Consider the following 20,583-nt stretch of genomic DNA (forward strand, 5'->3'; position numbering starts at 1 on the left):
AGGAGGAATCGTGGCAGCACCGACGATCGTCGTGGGAATGGACGGGTCCCCGGGCTCGCGGATCGCGCTCGAGCACGCGTTGCGCGACGCGGCGCGCCGGGGGGCGCGGGTGCGGGCCGTCATGGCCTTCGAGACACCGGACTACTGGCCGGAGTTCGACATGGCCGTACCCCCGACGTCGGCCGAGATCACCCGCACGCTGGAGAGCGGCCTGCGGTCCACCGTGGCCGAGGTGCGGGCCGGGCTGGACGGCGAGGCGGCGCAGGTCCCGGTCGACGTCCTGGCCCTGCCCGGCTCGCCGGCGTCGGTCCTGTTGGCGCAGGCCGAGGACGCCGACGATCTCGTGGTCGGCCACCGGGGCCGCGGCGGGATGGCGAGCACGTTGCTCGGCTCGGTCGGGCTGCAGTGCGTGCTGCACGCCCCGTGCCGGGTGACCGTGGTCCGCCCGCCGCGGACGAGTCCGGTCGCCGCGGGCCAGGCCGCCGGGAGCGGATCGTGACTTCCGGCGGCGCCCCCCGGTACCCGGTCCGGGTCACCGGTCGGCTCGAGCGCGAGCCGTCACGGTGGCTGTGGCTGGTCAAGTGGCTGCTGCTCGTGCCGCACCTGATCGTGCTGGCCGTGCTCGGCCTGGCGTTCTGGGTCCTGACCGTGGTCGCGTTCGTCGCGATCCTGGTCACCGGCCGCTACCCGCGCACCCTCTTCGCCTTCACCCTCGGGGTGCTGCGCTGGGGATGGCGGGTCGCCTACTACGGCTACGCCGCCAACGGCACGGACCGGTACCCGCCGTTCACCCTGGCCGACGTCCCGGACTACCCGGCCCGGCTGGAGATCGACCCTCCCGAGCGGTTGTCCCGCGGGCTCGTCCTGGTCAAGTGGTGGCTGCTGGCGCTGCCGCACTACCTCGTGCTGGTGTTCCTGATCGGCGCCGGCGGCACCCTCGTGTGGCGGATCGGGACCACCGGGGCGATCGCCTTCGACGGCGGGCTGGTGACCGTGCTGGTCCTCATCGCCGTCGTGGCGCTGCTGTTCACCGGGCGCTATCCGCGCGGCCTGTTCGACCTGGTGCTCGGGTTCGACAGGTGGGTCCTCCGGGTCCTCGCCTACGTCGCGCTGATGACGGACGAGTACCCGCCGTTCCGCCTCGACCAGGGCGGGGAGGAGCCGGTCCCGCCGGCGCCCGGTCCGTCGGGCGGGCCCGGGCAGGCGGCAGCGGTCCCGTCGGGCCCCGCGCCGGCGGCGAGCGCCCCGGCCCCTCCGGCACCTCCGCCGGGCGGCGCGACCGGGGTGCGCGCGACCGGAGCCGCCGTCCTCGACCGGCCCGTGTCCGCCGACGTCCCGCCGGAGCCGCCGGGTACGGCGTCCCCGACCCCGGTGCCGCCGCCCTCGCCGGGTCGCTCCGTGCTGCTCGTCGCCGGGGCGGTCGTCACCGCGATCGCGCTGGGCCTGAGCATCGCCGGGTTCTCCGGACTGGTCACCGACCGGGTCGGCCGGGACGCGGCCGGCTTCGTCGCCTCCGGCATCGGGTCGGCCTCGACCGGTGGGGCGGCGCTGCGCACCGACCCGGTCGTGATCGACACCGGCTCCGACACCGACGTGGCCGCGCGTGTCCTGGGGGAGGTCGTCCTGCGCGCCACCTCCACCCGCGGCGGCGACGTGTTCGTGGGCATCGGGCCCACCGCGGACGTCACCCGCTACCTCGGCGGTGCCGGGCAGGGCGTCTGGCGCGGCGGCCCGGGCCCGACCGGTACGCCGCCGGTCGGGCGGGTCGAGCAGATCCCGGGCGGCCCGGCCGTGGCGCCGCCCGCCACCCAGTCGTTCTGGGTCGCGGCCGCCTCCGGGCCCGGGACCCAGGTGGCTTCGTGGACCCCGGCGCCGGGCACCTGGACCGCCGTGGTGATGAACGCCGACGGCAGCGCGCCGGTGGCGGCCGACGTCCAGGTCGCCGCCGAGGTGCCCGTGCTCGGGGTGACCTCGGCGGTGGCCCTGTGGACCGGACTCGGCCTGCTCGCCGTCGGGATCCTGATCATCGCCGGCGCCGCCCACGTGCGCCGCGAACCGGCGGGAGCACCCGGATGACGGCCCGTGCGCACGTCGCGGCGCCGGTCCGGAGCGTCGGTGGGCCGCGAGCATGACGGTCACGGCCGGCTCCGGGACCTGGACCCCCACCGCGCCGCGGGCCAGGCAGATCGTCGTGCTCGCCTGCTCGGCGGGTGGTCTGGAGGCGCTCCTGCGGGTCCTGACGCCGCTGCCCGCGGGACTGCCGGCGGCGTTCGTCGTGGTGCAGCACCAGCGGCCCCGGCCGCGGAGCCTGCTCGCCCCGATCCTCGCGCGCCGGTGCGCGATGCCCGTTCACGAGGTGCGGCACGGGGAACGGCTGCGGGAGGGCCGGGTGTACGTCGTGCCGTCCGGGGCGCACGCGCTGGCCACCACCGACGGGGCCCTCGCGCTCATCGCCTCGGACGGGCCGCCACCGTACCGGCCGTCCGCCGACCTGCTGCTGGCCTCGCTCGCCGTCACCGCCGGGTCCCGCACGATCGCGGTCATCCTGTCCGGGGCCGGCAACGACGGGGCGACCGGGGCCGTCGCCGTGCACGAGTTCGGTGGCACGGTCCTCGCCGCGGACGAGGCGTCGTCGGCGCACTTCGCCATGCCGGCGGCGGCGATCGGTCGCGCCGACGTCGTCGACCGCGTCCTGTCCGTCGACGAGATCCCGGGCGACCTGGTCACCCGGCTCGACCGGGCGACGAACCTGGCCGCCGGGGCGACCTGAGCGAGACCTGCGCGTCCCGGCGTCGGTCCTCCCGGCCGAGCGGCCCGACCTGCCGGACCGGCGGCCCTGCGCGGCGCGGTCGGTCAGCTCCGGGCGGCGGGACGGCCCAGCGCGTCGAGGGTGCGGGCCGGGTCGACCGGAGCGCCCGCGCGGTTGTAGGGCAGGGCGGCCAGCAGCCGGCCCATCGCGCAGGTGTCCGTCAGCGCCGAGAAGGTCAGGCCGGCGCCGATCGCCCCGGCGAGCGCGATCGCGGGCCGCTTCCAGAGGCTGCCCAGGACCCCCGCGGTGACGAGGCTGCCCGCGACCAGGCGGACCTGCCGTTCGAGGGCCCACCGGGCGCGGCCGCGCACGACCGGGCCGCCGGCCCGCTCGAAGGCGGGCACCCCGCCGTCGAGGACGTGCAGGTCGCCCATCCCGACCGCGGCGAGACGCCGGTGCGCGTCGGTGGCCCGGACCCCGGACTGGCAGACCAGGACGGTGCGGTGGTCGATGCGCTCGGCGACCTGGGCGGCGTGCTCGCCGAGCAGGGGCAGCGGCACGTTGTACGAGCCGTGGACGTGCACGGTCTCGAACTCGGCGGGGCTGCGGACGTCGATCACCGTCAACCGCTCCGGGGCGTCCATCCAGCCGCGGACGGTGTCGGCGTCGACGGTGTGGCCGACCGGGCCGGCCGCAGTCTCGGGTGTGGTGCTCATGGGATTCCTCTCGCTCCGCGGGCGGCGCCCGTGGTCCGCTCCTGGCGGACCCCCGCCGCGTCCCTTCCCACCGTACGCTACCCCCTGGGGTATGTCGGGGGGTGTCCGTGCCTGCGGGTCCAACGGCGGCCGGCACGTGTCGTCCGACCCGGTCCGGGTCGCCCGCGCCCCGGTGAGACTCGGACCGGGTGCCGGGCACGGCGCCCGACGGAGGACGGCAGGGGCACGGGAACGGCACGGAGGTCCGGGATGGGGCACCACGAGCACGGGGCGGCGGTCCGCGACGAGGTACGCGAGCTCGGTCGGCAGTTGCGCCGCGCGATCCCCGCGGTCTACCGCGGCTACGCCGGCCTGCACGAGGCGGCCATGGGCGAGGGCGCGCTCGACCGGTGCACCAAGGAGCTGATCGCGCTCGCGATCGCCGTGACCAAGGAGTGCGACGGCTGCATCGCCGCGCACGCGCGGGGCGCCGCGGCGTCCGGAGCCGGCGAGGAGCAGGTGGCCGAGGCGATCGGGGTGGCGATCCTCCTGAACGGCGGTCCGGGCACCGTCTACGGCCCCCGCGCCTTCGCCGCCTTCCGTGAGTTCGCCGGCGGCGCCGGACCGGACGGGCGGGACCGCCCCGCCCCCGGGCCCGTCCAGCACCCCCACCCGTAGGGGTATCCTCGTCCGTGAGAGGTCGCGGAGGGCGAGATGCAGCTGAACGATGCCGAGGCGCTGTCGGACGTGGTCAAGAGGCTGCGCCGGGCACAGGGCCAGATCGGCGGGATCATCGCCATGATCGAGGACGGCCGCGACTGCGCCGACGTCGTCACCCAGCTGGCCGCCGCGTCGAAGGCCCTGGACCGGGCCGGCTTCAAGATCATCGCAACCGGCCTGGAGCAATGCGTCGCCGGGAACGGGGAGGGCCGGCCCACCGCCGCCGACCGGGAACGGCTGGAGAAGCTCTTCCTGTCCCTCGCCTGACCGGCGCCGACCGCGTTCGGCGTCCCGCGCCGACCGGCGCGCATCGCGCCGACCACGTGGCCAGCTCGTGCGCAGGGCGTGCGGAGGTCCGGGCGACGGCCGGGACCTCCGTCCCGGTGCACACCGACCGCCGACCCTCGTCCGGGGGCGGGGAGCGGTCCCAGACTGCGCACCGATCCGCCACACCCGGCGGACGGGGAGCAGCGGGAGCCGGCATGCCCACCATCGCGTTCGTCGCCGTCGTCGTCGCCGTCTGGGTGCTCACGGGGCTCGCGGCGGCCGTGGTCCTGCTCGGCCGGCAGGGCTACCGCGGCTGGCGCTGGTACTTCCTCGGCGCCGTGCTGGGCCTGTTCTTCGTGCCCATCGCGGCCGAGCGGGCGCGGCGGGACACGGCCGTGCTCGAACGCGAGGCCGGCGCGGGTTCGGGCACGCGGCGGGACCGCGAGCCGGCGACGGTCGTCGTCGGCATCGACGGCTCCGCGGAATCCGACCGGGCCGTCCGCCTGGCCGCGGGCCTCTTCGCGGACGGGGCACGGTTCGTCCTGGTCGGCGTGCTGGACCCCGACGCGGCCGAGTTCGACGACGGGCGCCGGGCGGCCATGCACGACCTGCTCGCCACGCGGGCCGCCTGGCTCCCCGCCGACGTGGCGCCCCCGGTCGTCGAGATCGCCTGCGGCAGCCCGGCCCGGGTCCTCCTGCGCCTCGCGGGCGACGAGGGGGCCGACGTCCTGGTGCTGGGCCGACGCGGCACGGGCCTGTCCCACCGGCTGCTCGGCAGCGTGGCCCAGGCGGCGACGGCGCACTCCGACGTCCCGGTCCTGCTGGCCGGTGCCTCGCGGCGCCGCCCCCTGCACCGGTTCGACCGGGAGCGACCCGGCAGCGGGCGACCCGCCAGGACCTGAGCGCCGAGCGGGCTCGGCGGCCGGGCTCGACGGCCCGAGGCCGGGCTCAGCGGCCGGGGTGCCAGTCGTTGGCCACGCCGAGGTCGTGGAGCAGGCGGGCGAGGCGCTCGTCGTCGAGCGGGCCGGCGGGTGGGCTCTCGGCCCGCGCGGGTGCGCCGGATTCGACGGCCCGGCCCGTCCGGACGAGCGTGACGCGGTCCGCGATCCACTCGAGGCCGGCCGAGGGGCGGCCCGAGAGCAGCACCGTCCGGCCGCGCCCGCGCTCCTCGACGGCCGCGCGGCGGAACTCGGCATCCGCGGTGGCGTCCAGCAGCGCGGTGGGCTCGTCGAGCAGGAGCAGCTCCACCTCGGAGGCCATCGCGGCCACCAGAGCGGTCTGCTGTCGCTCGGCGGGGGAGTAGCCGCGGCACGGGCGTGTCGGGTCCAGTGCGAACCGCTCGAACAGCTGGTCGCGGCGCCGGCGGTCGGACCCGCCGCGCAGGACACCGAGCAGGTCGACGACCTCCCGGCCGGAGAGGTCCGGCCACAGATCCGCTCCCGCGGGGACCCAGGCGATCCTGCGGTGCAGCTCCACCGCGTCCCGCCGCGGGTCCGCGGCCAGCACGCGCACGGTCCCCGCGTCCGGGCGGAGGAGCCCGAGCAGCACCCGGAGAGCGGTGGTCTTGCCGGCGCCGTCCGGCCCGAGCAGGGCGTGCACCTCGCCCCGGTCGACCCGCAGGTCGAGCCCGTCGAGCGCGGTGACCGGGCCGAAACGCTTGACCAGGCCGCGGACCTCGATCACGGGGTGCTGCGCGGAGTCCTCCACGCCGCACGACGCTAGGACCGCGGCCACGGGGTCCGGCAGGGTCGAAAGACCGGCGGTGCGCGGAGCCACCCGAGCGGGCCCGCCGCGTCGCTCCCGCCGGACGTCCGACACCGGACCACGAGGCGCCGCGACCCCGGGGGCACCGTCAGGCGGGGACGAGGTCCTCCGGGTGCTCGAGGGTCCTCCCGATCTCGCGGAGCAGCCGTGCGCCCGTGGCCCCGTCGGTGGCCCGGTGGTCCGCGGCGAGCGTGAGGTCGACGACGGGCCGGGGGACCACCGCGTCGTCGACGACCCAGGGCCGGGTGCGGACCGCACCGACGCCGACCAGGGCGACCTGCGGCGGGTGGATGACCCCGACGACGGTGTCGACACCGAGCTCGCCGAGGTTCGTCACGGTCGCGCTGGCACCGGTGACCTCGGACGAGCGCAGGTGTCCGGCGCGGGCGCGGGCACCGGCCCCGGCGAGGGCGCGCATGAGGGCGTCGAGATCGAGGACGGCGGCGTCGCGCAGCACGGGGACGGCGAGCCCGCCGCCCCGGAGCGAGATCGTCACGCCGAGGTGGACCCCCTCGGACGGGTGGAAGGAGTCGTCGACCCAGTGCCCGTTCAGCTGGGGGACGGCGCGCAGGCCCCGGGCGATCGCGCACAGGAGCAGGGCCGCCGGCAGCACGCGTTCCGGCACCGGGATGCGCCGGTTGTGGTCGCGGAGCCGCTCGAGGGCGGTGGCCAGGTCCACCTGCGTGCCCAGGTAGTAGTGCGGGATCTCGCGCTTGGAGCGGGCCATCAGCCCGGCCGTGGCCCGCCGCGGGTCGGGACGTGCGGTGGCCGCTCCGGTGCCGGTCGTCGCGGCGGGCGCCGGCAGGTCCCGGGCGCGCACGAGCCCCCGGGGCCCGGAGCCGCGCAGCGCCGCGAGGTCGAGCCCGCGTTCGGCGGCGAGCCGGCGCGCGTAGGGGGTCACACGCGGGCGCCGTCGGGAGGGCTGCACCGGGTGCAGGATCCGGTCCAGGTCGGTCCGCGTGATCACGCCACCGGGGCCGGTGCCGGGTACGTCCCGCAGGTCGATGCCCGCCTCGGCGGCGTGCAGGCGGACCAGCGGCGACCCGACCCGGGGCCCCGGCTGCGGCGGGCCGGGCTCGGCCGGTGGCAGCGGTGAGGGCCCCGGCTCGGGTGGCGGTACCGGGGACGGGCCGGGCTCGGGTGGCGGGCCGGGTTCGGGCGGCGGGAGCGGGGGCCGCCCGGGCGCGGGCGGCGGTGGCGGAGGCGTCGGCACGGGCGGCGGCCCGGGGACGGGCGGGGGCACCGGTGGCACCGGGGCAGGTTCGGGTCCGGGCGGCGCGGGCGGTTCGGGCGGCGGGAGGGGCCCCGGTCGCGGCCCGCGTCCCGGCGCCGGGCCGGTGAGCGCCGGGCCGATCACCGCCAGCGGCGTACCCACCGGAACCGTGTCCCCCACGCCGATCAGCAGCCGCTCGACCACGCCGTTGTCGAAGCACTCGACGTCGATGACCGCCTTGTCGGTGTCGACCACGGCCACGACGTCCCCGCGGTGGACCTCGTCGCCGGGGGAGACGAGCCACTCCAGGACGGTGCCCTCGGTCATGTCCGCGCCGAGCGCCGGCATCGTGAACTCGCCCATGTCAGCCGACCGCCCGGCGGACCGCCTCGACGACCTGCGCGACGGAGGGCAGCGCCGCCTCCTCCAGCTGCCGCGCGTAGGGGATCGGGACCTCCACGGCGCCGACCCGCTCCACCGGGGCGTCGAGCTCGTCCAGGGCCTGCTCCGCCACCCGCGCGACGACCTCCGCGCCGGGCCCGCCGGTGCGCCAGGCGTTGTCCACCACGACGAGCCGGTGCGTGCGGGCGACCGAGTCGAGGACCGTCCCGCTGTCGAGCGGTCGCAGCGTGCGCAGGTCGACGACCTCGGCGGACACCCCGTCCGACGCGAGCCGGGCCGCCGCGGTCAGCGCGGGCGCGAGCGTGCCGCCGTAGGCCACGACGGTGACGTCGGACCCGGGCCGCCGGACGGCCGCCCGGTCCAGGTCGACGGCCTCGGCGCCCGCGCGGAGCTCGCCGCGCACCCCGTACGACGCGATCTGCTCGAAGACCAGCACGGGGTCCGGGTCGGCCAGCGCGGCGCCGAGCATGCCGCGGGCGTCCTCCAGCGTCGCGGGGGCGACCACCCGCAGGCCCGGGACGTGGGCGAACCAGCCCTCCAGGGTGTGCGAGTGCTGCGCGGCGAGCTGGCGGCCCGGCCCGGTCGGGATGCGGACGACGAGCGGCACGGACAGCTGTCCGCCCGACATGTGCCGCAGGGTGGCGGCGTTGTTGACGATCTGGTCGAGCGCGAGCATCGCGAAGTTGACCGTCATGATCTCGACGATCGGCAGCGTCCCGCCGAGCGCGGCGCCGATCCCGGCGCCGACGAAGGCGGACTCGGACAGCGGTGTGTCCCGCACCCGCTCCTCGCCGAACTCCTCGAGCAGGCCCTGGCTGACGGCGAAGCACCCGCCGTAGCGCCCGACGTCCTCGCCCATGAGGAAGACCCGGTCGTCGCCGGCCAGCGCCTCGCGCAGGGCCTCGCGGAACGCTTCGCGGAACGTGAGGGTGCGCGATCCCGCGGTGACGGTCATCCGCCGGCCCCCGTCGTCGTGCCCGTCGGTTCCGTGGTCACGAACCGGGGGAGGTCCTCGACCGGCTCGACCGGGGCGGCCTCCGCCGCGCGCACGGCCTCGTCGATCTCCCGGCCGACGGCCTCCTCGAGCTCCTTGCGGCCGGGCTCGTCGAGAAGCCCGTCCGCGGTGAGGGCGGCGGCCAGCAGCTCGACGGGGTCCCGGGCGCGCCAGGCCTCGACCTCGGCGCGGTCGCGGTAGCGGTCGGCGTCGTACATCGAGTGGGCGCGGAAGCGGTAGGTGCGCAGCTCGAGGAAGCAGGGCCCGCCCCCGGCCCGGGCGGTGTCCACGGCCAGTGCGGTGGCCGCACGGACCGCGGTCACGTCCATGCCGTCGACCGCCCAGGACCGCACGCCGTAGGACCCGGCGCGCAGCGCGAGATCGGTCTCGGCGTGGCTGCGGGCGAGTGCCGTTCCCATCGCGTACCGGTTGTTCTCGCAGCAGAACACCACCGGCAGGTGCCACAGCGCCGCGAGGTTGAGCGACTCGTGGAACTCGCCCTCGGCGACGGCGCCGTCGCCGAACAGGCAGGCGGTCACGTGCGGGCGGCCGCGCAGCCGGTCCGCGAGCGCGAGCCCGACGGCCACCGGGATGCCACCGGCGACGATCGCGTTGCCGCCGTAGAAGCGCCGGGACGCGTCGAAGAGGTGCATCGAGCCGCCCCGCCCCCGGCTGCAGCCGGTCACCCGGCCGAACATCTCCGCCAGCAGGGACTCCATCGGCACCCCGCGCGCCAGCGCGTGCCCGTGCTCCCGGTAGGTGGAGACGACGGCGTCGTCGGGGGTCAGTGCCGCCAGCACGCCGGCGGCCACGGCCTCCTCGCCCACGCACAGGTGCAGGAAGCCCCGGATCGCCCCGGCGCTGTAGAGCTCGACGCACCGCTCCTCGAAGCGCCGGATCCGCAGCATCGTGGTGAGGAGGCCGGTCCGGTCGGCGGCGGGCCCCGGGTCGCTCACGGCGCGCCCGCCGTGGTGTCGGCACCGGTGCCCGGCAGCACGTCCGCGGCGTTCTCCAGCGTCGACAGGTCGCCCTCGGGCAACCCGAGCTCACGGGCGCGCAGCAGCCGGCGCATCACCTTGCCGCTGCGGGTGTGGGGCAGGGCCGGCACGATCGCGATCGACCTCGGCGCCACCGCCCCGAGCTCGCGACGGGCGAAGGCGAGCAGCTCGCGGCGCAGCTCCTCGCCGGGCTCCGCACCGGCCCGCAGGGTGACGAAGGCCTTCACCACCTCGCCGGCCGTGGCGTCCGGGACGCCGATCACCCCGGCCTCGGCCACCGCCGGATGGCGCATCAGCGTGCTCTCGACCTCGAAGGGGCCGACGAGGTGGCCGGCGGACTTGATGACGTCGTCGGCGCGGCCCACGAACCAGTACCAGCCGTCGCGGTCGCGACGGGCGATGTCGCCGGTCAGGTACCAGCCGTCGGCGAAGCACCGGGCGTGGCGTTCCGGGGCACCGAGGTAGCCGCGGAACATCGAGGGCCATCCCGCCCGCAGCGCCAGCTCGCCCTCCGCCTCGCCGTGCAGCACCTTGACCCGCCCGTCCGGCGCGACGAGCGCGCGGCCGTCCGGCCCCTGCTCCAGCAGCCCCGCGCCGATCCCGGGAACGGGGCGGCCCATCGACCCGGGCCGGATGTCCGAGCCCGCGAAGTTGGCGATCATGATGGCGCCGGTCTCCGTCTGCCACCACGTGTCGTGCACCGGCCGGCCCAGCACCGCGTCCGCCCACACGACCACCTCGCCGTTCAGCGGCTCGCCCACGCTCGCGATCAGCCGCAACGCCGACAGGTCGTGCCGCCGCGCCTCCACCGGCCCGGCCGCCATGAACATCCGCAGCGCGGTGGGTGCGGTGTACCAGACCGTCACGCGCTGCTCGGCGAGGACGCGGTACCACCGGCGCACGTCGAACTCGCGGGCGTCCGCGACGAGGGTCGCGCCCACCACGAGCGGGGCGACGAGCCCGTAGGAGGTGCCGGTGACCCAGCCGGGGTCCGCGGTGCACCAGTAGACGTCGTCGGGTCGCAGGTCGAGGGCCACCCGGGCGGTGGCGTGGTGTGCGACGACGGCCTCGTGCACGTGCAGTGCGCCCTTCGGGGTCCCGGTCGTGCCGCTGGTGAAGTGCAGGAGCGCGGGGTCCTGCGGATCGGTGGGGCCGATGACGTACTCCGGGCTCGCCGCGTCGAGCAGGGCGTCGAGCGAGCAGCCCTCCTCGCCGGGCGGCCCGACGAGCAGCACGTGCCGGAGCCCCGGCAGGGCGTCCCGGACCGGGGCGACGGTCCGGCGGTAGAGCGCGGGCGTGGTGACCAGCACCGCGGCCTCGCCCAGCTCCAGGCGCCGGCGCACCGGTTCCGGTCCGAAGGCGGAGAACAGCGGGGCCAGCACCGCGCGCGCCTTCAGCGTGCCGAGCGCCGCGACGAAGAACTCCGGTTGCGGGCCGAGCAGGGTGAACACGCGCTCCCCGGGCCGGACGCCGAGGGTGCCGAGGACGTGGGCGAAGCGGTTGCTGCGCCGGGCGAGCTCGCCGTACGTCAGGTCGTGGACGGTGCCGGCACGATCGAGGAACCGCACCGCGGTCCGGCCGCGGCGGGCGGCGTGCGCGGCGTGCCGGTCGACGGCCTCGTGCGCGATGTTCAGCCCGCTGCCGCCCGGCAGGCCGGACAGCTCCAGCCGCGCGTGCGTCCAGCTGAACTCGCGGCGGGCGCGGGCGTAGTCCCCCATGACGGCGGCGCGCCGCACGTGGTCCGGCTTGCCGATGGTGGCGTAGGGCATGGGAGCGAGGCTCGTGCGGGCGCCGACGACGGGGCAGGGGCACCGGTCCCCGCGTCGGCGGGACCTCCGTCACCCCGTGCCGGTGACCAGGCCGAGCAGCAGGCCCCCGCCGACGCCGATCGCGAGCGATGCCGCGGCGGCCGTGACCGCGGTGGCGCTCGCCCACGGCCGTGGTCTGCCGTGCTGCTCGCGGGGCTGCCGGTCTGGGGGGTCGGTGAACACCGGGGCGATCCAGCGCAGGTAGTAGAAGAGGCTGGCGACGGTGTTGACCACCGCGAGGACGGTCAGCCACGCCATCCCGCCGTCGACGGCGGCGGTGAAGACGGCGAGCTTGCCGAGGAACACCCCGGTCGGCGGCGTGCCGACCAGCCCGAGCAGGCAGACGACGAGTGCGGTGGCGAGCGCGGGGCGGCGGCGGGCCAGGCCACGATGGTCGTCGAGGGTGCGGGCGGGGCCGCCGCCGGGGGCCACGACCGCGGCGGCGACGGCGAAGGCGCCGAGGTTGGTGACCGCGTAGGCGGCGAGGTAGACCAGCAGGGCCGGGGCCGCCTGCCCGGTGCGGGAGGCGACGGCGACGGCCATCAGGACGTAGCCGACCTGCGAGACGGCCGAGTAGCCGAGCAGGCGCTGGACGGAGCTCTGGAAGAAGGCGGCGAGGTTCCCGAGCGTCATCGACACCGCGGCGAGGATCGCCACGATCAGCGGCCAGTCGACGACCTCGTCCGGGATCGCGGCCGAGAGCAGCCGGAGGGCGGCGACGAGCGCGCCGATCTTGGGGATGGTCGTGACGATCCCGGCGACCGGTGCCGGGGTGCCCTCGCTGACGTCGGGCACCCAGAAGTGCGCCGGTACCGCGCCGGCCTTGAACGCCAGTCCGGCCAGCACCGCGATCAGCCCGACCGCGGCCAGGGCGGGCACCGACCGGCCGCCCGCCGCCGCCAGCCCGTCGCGCAGGGTGGCGTAGGCGGTGCCACCGCCGGCGGCGTACAGCAGCGCCACCCCGGTGATCATGGTGACACCGGCGAAGGCGCCCGAGAGGTAGTACTTCATCGCCGCCTCGGTGCCCGACGCGGTCGCGGCCCACCCGACCAGGGCGTAGAGCGGGATGCTCGCCAGCAGGAACGCCGCGAACAGCAACAGCAGGTCGGTGGCGCCCGCGAGCAGGACGGCGCCGAGCGCGCCGAGCAGCAGCAGGACCCAGTACTCGGTCTCCCGCGGCCGGGCCCGGGCGGTGTCGACCGAGGCGCCGACGGCGAGCAGGACGGCCACCAGCACGATCAGCCGGGTCGCGTTGGTGGTGGTGTCGACGGCGTGGGAGCCGAACACCGTCTCCGGGGGCCGGGGGAACGCCAGGCCGGTGGCGACGAGACCGGTCACGCAGGCGGCCCCCGCGAGGACCGCGACCGGCCACTGGCGCGTCCGCGGGAGCCACGACCCGGCGAGCAGCCCGAGCACCGCGGCAGCGAGCAGCGCGAGCTCCGGGATCAGCGCGGCGGGGTTCTCGTTCATCACCGCGCGACCAGGGTGTTCACGGCCGTCGCGGCGGGCTCGACGACGTCGAGCAGGAACCGGGGGGCGAGCCCGATCAGGGTGGCCAGCGCCAGCAGCGGCGCGATCGCGACGAGCTCGCTCGCCCGCAGGTCGGCGACCGCGCGGGGGGTGCCGGGGGCGTCCGGGACGCGCAGCGGCCCGAGGAACAACCGCTGCAGCGCCACCAGGAACAACGCGGCGGTGACCAGGATCCCGGTGACCGCGATCGCGACCGGGACCGGGGCCGCGGGCAGGGAACCGGTGAAGATCTGGAACTCCGCGACGAACCCGGAGAAGCCGGGCAGCCCCAGGGAGGCGAACGCGGCCACGGCGAACAGCGCGGCGAACCGGGGGGTGCGGGCGGCCAGCCCGGACCAGGCGCCGAGGTCGTAGGTGCGGCCCCGGTCGTGGAGGACCCCGGCGAGCAGGAACAACGCGCCGGTGATCAGCCCGTGGGACACCATCTGGACCAGCGCCCCGGTGGTGGCCAGGGTGCGGGCCTGGGCGTCGCCGGCGACCACGAGCCCGGCGGCCCCGATCCCGACCAGCACGTAGCCCATGTGGTTGACCGAGGTGTAGGCGATCATGCGCTTGAGGTCGGTCTGGGCGAGCGCGACGAGCGCCCCGTAGACCACCGACACGACGCCGACGACGAGCACGACCAGCGCGTACTGCCGCCAGCTGGTGGGCAGCAGGGGCATGGCGATGCGGACGAAGCCGTAGGTGCCCATCTTCAGCAGCACCCCGGCCAGGATCGCCGATCCGGTGGCCGGGGCCTCGGTGTGCGCGGGTGGCAGCCAGGTGTGGAACGGCACGGTCGGTGTCTTCACGGCCAGCCCGACCCCGAGCGCCAGCAGCGTGAGGCCCGCGTAGGGGCCGCCGGCGGCGAGCGGGTTGGCGGCCGCGAGCGCGACGATGTCGAAGGTGTGCGGGGCGGCCGCGAGGTACAGCAGGATGAACCCGAGCAGCAGGGCCAGGGAGCCGAGGAAGGTGTAGAGGAAGAACGTCAGCGCCGCGGCACGCGCCCGCTCGGCGTGCCCCCACCCGGCGATCACGAAGTACATGAACACGATCGAGAGGTCGAAGAACAGGAAGAACAGGATCAGGTCCAGTGCGGCGAACAGCCCCAGGCAGACCGTCTGCAGGGCCAGGAACAGCAGCACGTAGGGCTTGACCCGGCGGGTCTCGCGCAGCGCGAACACCGCGCACGCCCCGAACAGCACCGCCGTCATCGCCAGGAGCGGCAGCGACAGCCCGTCCACCCCGAGGTGGTAGGAGACCCCGACGCCGGGGATCCAGGGCACGCGCTCCTCGAAGGCGTACCCGTCGCTCGTCGCCGCGCCGGGGAACCGCACCCAGGCGGCGACGATCAGGGCGAGATCGGCCAGCGCGGCGGCGATCCACGTCCCGACGAACACCCGGGCCGGCAGCCGCGCGGGCAGCGCCGCCAGCACCACCGCCACCGCGGCGGGCAGGAACACGATCAGCGACAGCACCGCTGGGCCTCCTTCAGGACACGACGATCACGACGACGGCCAGCACGGCGAGCACCACGAAGCCGACCGACGCCTGGGCGTAGTACTGGTGCAGCTGCCCGGTCTGCGGTCGCCGGGCCCACCGGCCCAGCGCCCGGGCGCCGTCGGTGACACCCCGCACGGTGCCGTCGAGCGCGGGCTCGCCGCGCCGGTCGAGCAGCCGTGCCAGCGCGAGGGTGGCGCGTGCGGTGGAGTCGACCCCGCGGTCGAGGACGCGGTCGTCGAACCCCGCCAGCCCCTCGGCCAGCCTGCGCACGGGGCGGACCACCAGCAGCCGCGCGACCCGTTCCAGGTCCCACCAGCGGGCCGCCGGCCCCGGCTCGGGCAGCCGGGTGGCGCTGCGCCAGCCCCACAGGGTCGCGCCCACCGCGACGACCGCGGAGACGAGGAGTTCCCACCAGCGCGGGGTGGACCCGGGGGCGAGGACGCCGCGGCCGAGCACCGGGAGGAGCCCGAGCGTGGCGGCTCCGACCGCCAGCAGGACCAGCGGTGGCCCGGCGACGGCCGGCACGTGCCCGGTCGGGTCCTGCTCCCGCCCGTCGGTCCCGGCCCCGCCACCGGGCACGTCGGTCCGCGGGGCCGGCCGCCACACGAACCACAGCGCCTTCGCGCTGTACACCGCGGCCACGGCGGCACCGGCCAGCCCGACCACGTACAGGGCGACGGCGCCGGGCACCCGTGCGTCGAGCGTGGCGGCGAGGACGGCGTCCTTGGCGACCCACAGCGACAGCGGCGGGAGCCCGGCCAGGGTCAGCGCCCCGACCGTGAACACCGCACCCACGAGCGGGAACCGTCGGGCCGCCCCGGCGAGCCTGCCCAGCTGCTTGGTCCCGGTCGCGGTCAGCCAGGCGCCGGCGGCCAGGAACAGCAGGCTCTTCGTGGCCGCGTGCGCGACCAGCTGCAGCACGGCGGCCGACCCGCCGCCGACCCCGGCGCCGAGGATCATGTAGCCGATCTGCGCGCAGGTGGACGCGGCCAGCAGCTGCTTGAGGTCGCGCTGGGCCACCGCGACCAGGCCCAGCCCGAGTGCGGTCGCCGCCCCGGTCCACGCCACCAGCGGGCCGGCCCAGCCGACCGGGCCGAGCAGCGGGTTCAGCCGCACCAGCAGGTAGGCGCCCGCGGCGACCATGGTCGCCGAGTGCAACAGCGCCGACACCGGGCTCGGGCCGCGCATCGCCCCGGACAGCCAGAAGCTGAACGGCAGCTGCGCGGACTTGCCCAGCGCGGCGACCACCACCCCGGCCACCAGGAGATCCCGCCAGCCGCCGGACGCCGTCGGCAGCGCGTCGAACCCCAGGGACCCGACCCCGCCGGCCAGCGCCGCACCGGCGGCGAGGTAGAGCCCGAGGTCGGCGGCGCGGGTGGTGAGGAACGCGGTGTGCGCGCCGCGCACCGCGGCCGGGTCGCGGTGGTGGTAGCCGATCAGCGCCCAGCTCGCCGCACCCATGACCTCCCACGCCATCAGGAGCGGGGCCAGGCCCGCCGCGGTCACCGTCGCGAGCATCGCCGCGGCGAAGACCAGCATCAGGCCGGTGAACCGGCCGGTCCGCAGCTCCGCCTCGCCCGCGGCGAACACCAGCACCGCGACCAGCACCACGGCGACGGTCACGACCAGCACGGCCGAGAGCCCGTCGACCGCGAACCCCGCCCGGATCCCGGCGAACAGCGGCGCGTCCGTGGCCGGGCGGGTGACGGCGGCGAGCACCGCGAGGGCCAGGACGGCGACCGACACACCGGTGCCGAGGGCGGGGGCCAGCGGCTCGGCCCGTCGTCCGCCCAGCGCGAGCAGGGCCCCGGCCAGCAGCGGGAGCGCGATCAGCCAGTACAGCACCACGAGCGGCTCAGCCCTCGAGGTCCGCGGCGCCGTCGGTCATGTCGACCTGCCGGGCCCGGTAGATCGCGGTGGTCACGGCGAAGCCGGCGGCCATCTCGATCGCCATCGCGGTGACCACCACGACGATCAGGACCTGGCCCTCGGTGCCGGCCGGGGCGAGGAAGTACCAGAACGCGGCGGCGGCCAGGATGACCCCGTTGAGCATCAGTTCGAGCCCCATCATCAGCATGACGATCGACTGCTGGGACAGCGCCCCGTACAGCCCGATGGCGAACAGTCCGGCCGCGGCCAGCAGGAACGGCTCGAGCGTCACCGGCCGACACCTCCTCCGAGCGGGTCGTCGGCGGTGGCCGCGTCGAGGTCGTCGCCGAGGCGGTCGTAGCGGCCCCGCCCGGTCGACAGCACGACCGTGGCCACGATGGTGGCGAACAGCGTGATCCCGAGGACCATCATGGTCAGCATCTGCTCACCCATCAGCGACCGACCGAGCGCGAACGTGGGGTCGGGGCCCGGCACGCCCCGGCGCTGCGGCCAGTCGACGAGCAGGATCCCCGCGGCGAGCAGCACGAAGGTGCCCACCGAGATCGTCATCGCCCCGGGCTTGTTGTGGTACATCGCCATGGGCATGAGCCCGGCCGGGTTCATCATGTACATGATCATGAAGACGGCCATGACGACCATCTCGATCACCATCATGAGCACGATGACCGCGCCCAGGTAGCCGAGCCCGAGCAGCACCACCAGCCCGGCCACGGCGAGGAAGGAGGCCAGGAGGGAGAAGGTCACCTGCGCCATCGAGTTCAGGCGGAACACGCCGAACCCGCACACCACCGCGACGACGGCGAGCACCCAGAACGCCACGACCATCTAGAGGCCTCCCTGCACGAGCACGACCACGGCCACCACCAACGCCTGGGCCAGCGTCAGGGGCACGAGCACCATCCACGAGACCTCGGTCCAGCGGTCCATCCGGATCGTCGGGAACCGGCGCCGTGCCCACACCAGGAGGGCCAGGACCGCGCCGGTCTTGACCACGACCCACGCCCACGCGGGCAGCAGCGGCCCGGCACCGCCGCCGAGGAACAGCGGCACCGCCATCGCCGCCGCGGCGGTCAGCAGCAGCCAGCGGCCGCCGAGGAACAGCAGCCGGTCCACCCCCGACAGCTCCGCGGCCGCCCCGCCGGCGAGATCACCGCCGACCGGGGCGTCGAACGGCCCCCAGAAGGCCATCGCGGCCGCCGAGACCAGGAAGACCACGAACGCCACCGGCATGATCACCACGAACCACAGGTCCTGCTGCGCGGCCACGACGTCGGTGACCCGCAGGCTCTGCGCGCCCAGCGCGGCGGTGGTGAGGGCGAACATGTGCGGCAGCTCGTTGGCCAGCCCCTGTGCGACGAACCGGTACCCGCCGACCAGCGACAGCACGCTGTTGGGCCCCCACCCGGCCAGCCACACCGCGGCCCAGGCCAGGACCTCCATGGCGTTGAACCAGACGATCCCGATCCCGAGATCGGCGACGGGCCGCGAGCCGAGCGGGACCACGACCGCGGCCAGGACGGCGGCCACGGGCAGGACCACCGACCCCGCCCGCCACAGCACCGGGTCCGCCGCCACCGTGCGACGGCGCTGCCCGACCAGCAGCCGCGCCGCCTCCCGCGCCGGTGCGGCGAGCCCGTCCGGGCGACCCGCCGCCCGCGCGGTCACTGCCGCGTCGGCGGCCGCGACGGCCCCTGCCACCGCGACGAGCAGCACCGGCACCAGCAGCGCCCACCACCACGGCAGCGCCGCCGTGGGTGCCGGCACCGGAACCGGCTCAACCATGCTCGTGCCCCCTCTCCGGCTGCCCGCCGTGCGGTGCCTCCCGGTCGCCGGCACCCGACACGGCCCCCTGCCCGACCCGCTGCGCGTCGTCCCGGGCGGGCCCGTTACCGATGCCGCCCGTGCTTCCTGCGGCGGGGTGGGTACTGCGGTCGGTGCTGCCTTCGGTGCTGCCTTCGGTGACGGGGTCGGCGGCCGCGACGAGCAGGCGGGCCGCGGCGAGGTCGGCGCCGACCAGCAGGCGCTCCAGCTCCCCGAGTTCCGGCCGGGTCCGGTCACCCCCCGGCGGGGGCGACACGCCGGCGGCGGCCCGCGTGGCGGGCTCGCGCAGTGCCGCACACGCGTCGTCGACGGCGTCGAGGCGGAGCGCGAACCGGGCGGGCACGTGGGGAAGGCCACGCAGCATCCGGCACAGGGTCCGCGAGCGGCGCACCTGCCGCACCAGCGCCTCGGCCGAGGTGACGGCCGGATCCGGGGGATCCCCGGCGAGGAGTCCGTCGCGCAGCCGGCGGGCCCGGGCCGCGGGTGCCGACCAGCCCGCCACCGCGAGGAACCGGGCGAGGGCGTCGAGCTCGCGGGCCGCCCGCCGCGCCGGGTCCGCGACGTCGCCGTGCTCGGTGTCGCCCGGGGGGCGGGGCGTCCAGAAGGGATCGCCGAGCGGGTCGTCGACGAGCCGGGCGCGCGCCTCCTGCACGACGTCGCCCTGCAGGACCACCTCGAGCACCAGCCCGGCCGGCCAGTCCGGCAGGACCGGGCCCAGCGCCACCTGCAGCCGGTCGAGCATCAACCCGTCGCGATCCTCGCCGACGTCGGCCATGGGCAGGTCGCCGGGCATCTCCATGTCGTCGTGCCCCTCGTCGTCCTGGTCGTCGCTGTGCCCCTCGTCGTCGTGCCCCTCGTCGTCGTGCCCCTCGTCGTCGTGCCCCTCGTCGTCGTGCCCCTCGTCGTCGTTCTGGTCGTCGTTCTGGTCGACGCCGTGCTCGTCGTCGTGGTCGCCGTGATCGCCCTGGTCGGCGTTCCGGGACCGGTCGGCCTGCCCGTGCTCGTCCGCCGTGTGGTCGGGTGCCGTTCGCGAGGAGGGCGGACCGCCGGCCGAGTCCCCCGCGACGAGGTCGGCCGCAGCCCGGTCCAGAGTGGTCCCGAGGTCGTGGAGACGGGGCGCCGCGGCGTAGGTACGGGGCTGCGGGATCGCCGCCCAGATGTCCGAGACCGCGTCGGCCAGCTCGCGACCGGGAGTTCCGGCGACGAGCAGCACGTCCGCGTCGGCCGGGGTGGCGGCGAGCGGCCAGTCGCGCCGGGCGAGCTCGGCCTCGACGGCCAGGCGCACGGCCGTCCCGCCGCGGGCGGCGACGATCAGCACGTGCGGTCGCCCGGCCGCGTACCGCCGTAGCCGGGTCCTCAGGTCCATCGCAGCGCGCCCTCGCGCCAGGCGTAGACGACCCCCGCCACCAGGATGCCGAGGAAGACGAACATCTCGATCACCGCGGAGGGCCCGACGCGGGACACCACCAGCGTCCACGGGTACATGAAGACCATCTCCATGTCGAAGGCCAGGAACACCATGGTCACCGGGTACCAGCGCACGTGGAACCGGGAGAAGGCGTGCTGCGCCGGCGGGAGTCCGCCCGCGAACGGGAGGACCGCCGTCGCCGCCCGTGCGGTCGCGGTGAGCGCCGCGACCGCGTGGAGCGCGGCGACGAGGACGAGTACCGCGCCGAGGGCGAGCAGTACCGGCACGAACTCGCTCATCCTCACCTCCGAGACCTCGGTCCTGTCATACCCCTACCCGGCATGGGCATACTGGGGTATCCCGCTCGGCCTGTCCACTCCGTGCACCCCGACGGGGCGCAGTGGACACCCGAAGGCCTTCCTTCCCGATCGGGCGCGGACGAATCCTCGACGGCGGACTTGTCACGCATTCCGCGCGCGTGTGGAGACGGGGCTCTCGCTACGGTACCCCCCTAGGGTATGGTTGCCGTAGCGCTCACGAGGAGGACGCAGTGAACGGATACGCCGACACCAAGGATTCGCACCTCAAGCGGATGCGCCGCATCGAGGGCCAGGTGCGGGGCATCACGAAGATGATCGAGTCGGACAAGTACTGCATCGACGTCCTGACCCAGATCTCCGCCGTGAACAAGGCGCTCGAGGCCGTGGCGCTCAACCTGCTGGACGAGCACCTCAAGCACTGCGTCACCGACGCGGTCGCCGAGGGCGGCATGGTCGCCGAGCAGAAGGTCGCCGAGGCCAGCGCCGCGATCGCCCGCCTGGTCAGGTCCTGAGCGCGCGACG

General features: G+C 76.1%; 21 protein-coding genes. 7 read left to right on the plus strand and 14 right to left on the minus strand.

Annotation, left to right across the window (positions count from 1 at the left end; translation table 11 throughout):
* Positions 1-10: 10 nt before the first annotated feature.
* The 3 genes from ACL02T_RS08670 to ACL02T_RS08680 are packed head-to-tail and all read left to right on the plus strand — an operon-like array spanning position 11 to position 2,770.
* Positions 11-499 (plus strand): universal stress protein, encoded by a 489-nt coding sequence (locus tag ACL02T_RS08670; RefSeq protein ID WP_412830093.1) that lies wholly within the window; start codon positions 11-13, stop codon positions 497-499.
* Positions 496-2,076 (plus strand): DUF4389 domain-containing protein, encoded by a 1,581-nt coding sequence (locus ACL02T_RS08675; RefSeq protein WP_412830094.1) that lies wholly within the window; start codon positions 496-498, stop codon positions 2,074-2,076. The genes ACL02T_RS08670 and ACL02T_RS08675 overlap by 4 nt, the downstream gene beginning before the upstream one ends.
* A gap of 52 nt (positions 2,077-2,128) precedes the next feature.
* The gene (locus tag ACL02T_RS08680; protein WP_412830095.1) at positions 2,129-2,770 is read left to right on the plus strand and encodes a chemotaxis protein CheB; all 642 of its coding nucleotides are present in this window, start codon (positions 2,129-2,131) and stop codon (positions 2,768-2,770) included.
* Positions 2,771-2,853: 83 nt separating this feature from the next.
* Here ACL02T_RS08680 and ACL02T_RS08685 read toward each other — a convergent pair whose 3' ends face one another.
* Positions 2,854-3,465 (minus strand): rhodanese-like domain-containing protein, encoded by a 612-nt coding sequence (locus ACL02T_RS08685; RefSeq protein ID WP_412830096.1) that lies wholly within the window; start codon positions 3,463-3,465, stop codon positions 2,854-2,856.
* A gap of 249 nt (positions 3,466-3,714) precedes the next feature.
* Here ACL02T_RS08685 and ACL02T_RS08690 point away from each other — a divergent pair, with 249 nt between their 5' ends.
* The 3 genes from ACL02T_RS08690 to ACL02T_RS08700 all read left to right on the plus strand — a co-directional run bounded on the left by ACL02T_RS08690 (position 3,715) and on the right by ACL02T_RS08700 (position 5,333).
* Positions 3,715-4,122: a carboxymuconolactone decarboxylase family protein gene (locus ACL02T_RS08690; protein ID WP_412830097.1), complete on the plus strand. Its 408-nt coding sequence runs from the start codon at positions 3,715-3,717 to the stop codon at positions 4,120-4,122.
* Positions 4,123-4,158: 36 nt separating this feature from the next.
* On the plus strand, positions 4,159-4,431 hold the full coding sequence (locus ACL02T_RS08695) for a metal-sensitive transcriptional regulator (protein WP_412830098.1): 273 nt from the start codon (positions 4,159-4,161) through the stop codon (positions 4,429-4,431).
* Between the two features lie 215 nt (positions 4,432-4,646).
* Positions 4,647-5,333: a universal stress protein gene (locus ACL02T_RS08700; protein WP_412830099.1), complete on the plus strand. Its 687-nt coding sequence runs from the start codon at positions 4,647-4,649 to the stop codon at positions 5,331-5,333.
* 46 nt (positions 5,334-5,379) lie between these two features.
* Here the strand turns inward: ACL02T_RS08700 and ACL02T_RS08705 are convergent, their stop codons facing one another.
* The 13 genes from ACL02T_RS08705 to ACL02T_RS08765 all read right to left on the minus strand — a co-directional run bounded on the left by ACL02T_RS08705 (position 5,380) and on the right by ACL02T_RS08765 (position 20,040).
* The gene (locus ACL02T_RS08705) at positions 5,380-6,138 is read right to left on the minus strand and encodes an ABC transporter ATP-binding protein (RefSeq protein ID WP_412830100.1); all 759 of its coding nucleotides are present in this window, start codon (positions 6,136-6,138) and stop codon (positions 5,380-5,382) included.
* 145 nt (positions 6,139-6,283) lie between these two features.
* The gene (locus tag ACL02T_RS08710) at positions 6,284-7,771 is read right to left on the minus strand and encodes a dihydrolipoamide acetyltransferase family protein (protein ID WP_412830101.1); all 1,488 of its coding nucleotides are present in this window, start codon (positions 7,769-7,771) and stop codon (positions 6,284-6,286) included.
* 1 nt (position 7,772) lies between these two features.
* Positions 7,773-8,765 (minus strand): alpha-ketoacid dehydrogenase subunit beta, encoded by a 993-nt coding sequence (locus ACL02T_RS08715; RefSeq protein WP_412830102.1) that lies wholly within the window; start codon positions 8,763-8,765, stop codon positions 7,773-7,775.
* Positions 8,762-9,760 (minus strand): pyruvate dehydrogenase (acetyl-transferring) E1 component subunit alpha, encoded by a 999-nt coding sequence (gene pdhA / locus ACL02T_RS08720; RefSeq protein WP_412830103.1) that lies wholly within the window; start codon positions 9,758-9,760, stop codon positions 8,762-8,764. The genes ACL02T_RS08715 and pdhA overlap by 4 nt, the downstream gene beginning before the upstream one ends.
* On the minus strand, positions 9,757-11,571 hold the full coding sequence (gene acsA / locus ACL02T_RS08725; protein WP_412830104.1) for an acetate--CoA ligase: 1,815 nt from the start codon (positions 11,569-11,571) through the stop codon (positions 9,757-9,759). The genes pdhA and acsA overlap by 4 nt, the downstream gene beginning before the upstream one ends.
* Before the next feature lie 69 nt (positions 11,572-11,640).
* A complete protein-coding gene (locus ACL02T_RS08730) occupies positions 11,641-13,080 on the minus strand; it encodes an NADH-quinone oxidoreductase subunit N (protein WP_412830105.1) in 1,440 nt (479 codons plus the stop codon).
* Complete coding sequence (locus tag ACL02T_RS08735) at positions 13,080-14,597, minus strand: complex I subunit 4 family protein (protein WP_412830106.1); 1,518 nt, start codon at positions 14,595-14,597, stop codon at positions 13,080-13,082. Before ACL02T_RS08735 ends, ACL02T_RS08730 begins: the two co-directional genes overlap by 1 nt.
* 13 nt (positions 14,598-14,610) lie before the next feature.
* The gene (locus ACL02T_RS08740) at positions 14,611-16,470 is read right to left on the minus strand and encodes an NADH-quinone oxidoreductase subunit 5 family protein (RefSeq protein WP_412830107.1); all 1,860 of its coding nucleotides are present in this window, start codon (positions 16,468-16,470) and stop codon (positions 14,611-14,613) included.
* 7 nt (positions 16,471-16,477) lie between these two features.
* Entirely contained in the window at positions 16,478-16,783 is a 306-nt protein-coding gene (locus tag ACL02T_RS08745; protein WP_412830108.1) for an NADH-quinone oxidoreductase subunit NuoK, read from the minus strand.
* Positions 16,780-17,337 (minus strand): NADH-quinone oxidoreductase subunit J, encoded by a 558-nt coding sequence (locus ACL02T_RS08750; protein ID WP_412830109.1) that lies wholly within the window; start codon positions 17,335-17,337, stop codon positions 16,780-16,782. The genes ACL02T_RS08745 and ACL02T_RS08750 overlap by 4 nt, the downstream gene beginning before the upstream one ends.
* Positions 17,338-18,294, minus strand: coding sequence for an NADH-quinone oxidoreductase subunit H (locus tag ACL02T_RS08755; RefSeq protein WP_412830110.1), 957 nt, complete (start codon positions 18,292-18,294; stop codon positions 17,338-17,340). It lies immediately after the preceding gene.
* Positions 18,287-19,699, minus strand: a complete 1,413-nt coding sequence (locus ACL02T_RS08760; RefSeq protein WP_412830111.1) for a hypothetical protein — start codon at positions 19,697-19,699, stop codon at positions 18,287-18,289. The genes ACL02T_RS08755 and ACL02T_RS08760 overlap by 8 nt, the downstream gene beginning before the upstream one ends.
* Positions 19,690-20,040, minus strand: a complete 351-nt coding sequence (locus ACL02T_RS08765) for an NADH-quinone oxidoreductase subunit A (RefSeq protein ID WP_412830112.1) — start codon at positions 20,038-20,040, stop codon at positions 19,690-19,692. The genes ACL02T_RS08760 and ACL02T_RS08765 overlap by 10 nt, the downstream gene beginning before the upstream one ends.
* Before the next feature lie 251 nt (positions 20,041-20,291).
* Here ACL02T_RS08765 and ACL02T_RS08770 point away from each other — a divergent pair, with 251 nt between their 5' ends.
* Positions 20,292-20,573, plus strand: a complete 282-nt coding sequence (locus ACL02T_RS08770; protein ID WP_412830113.1) for a metal-sensitive transcriptional regulator — start codon at positions 20,292-20,294, stop codon at positions 20,571-20,573.
* The last annotated feature ends 10 nt before the right edge of the window (positions 20,574-20,583 follow it).

The organism is Pseudonocardia oceanicola (assembly GCF_047200735.1).
In the GTDB taxonomy this organism is placed as follows: Bacteria; Actinomycetota; Actinomycetes; order Mycobacteriales; family Pseudonocardiaceae; genus Pseudonocardia.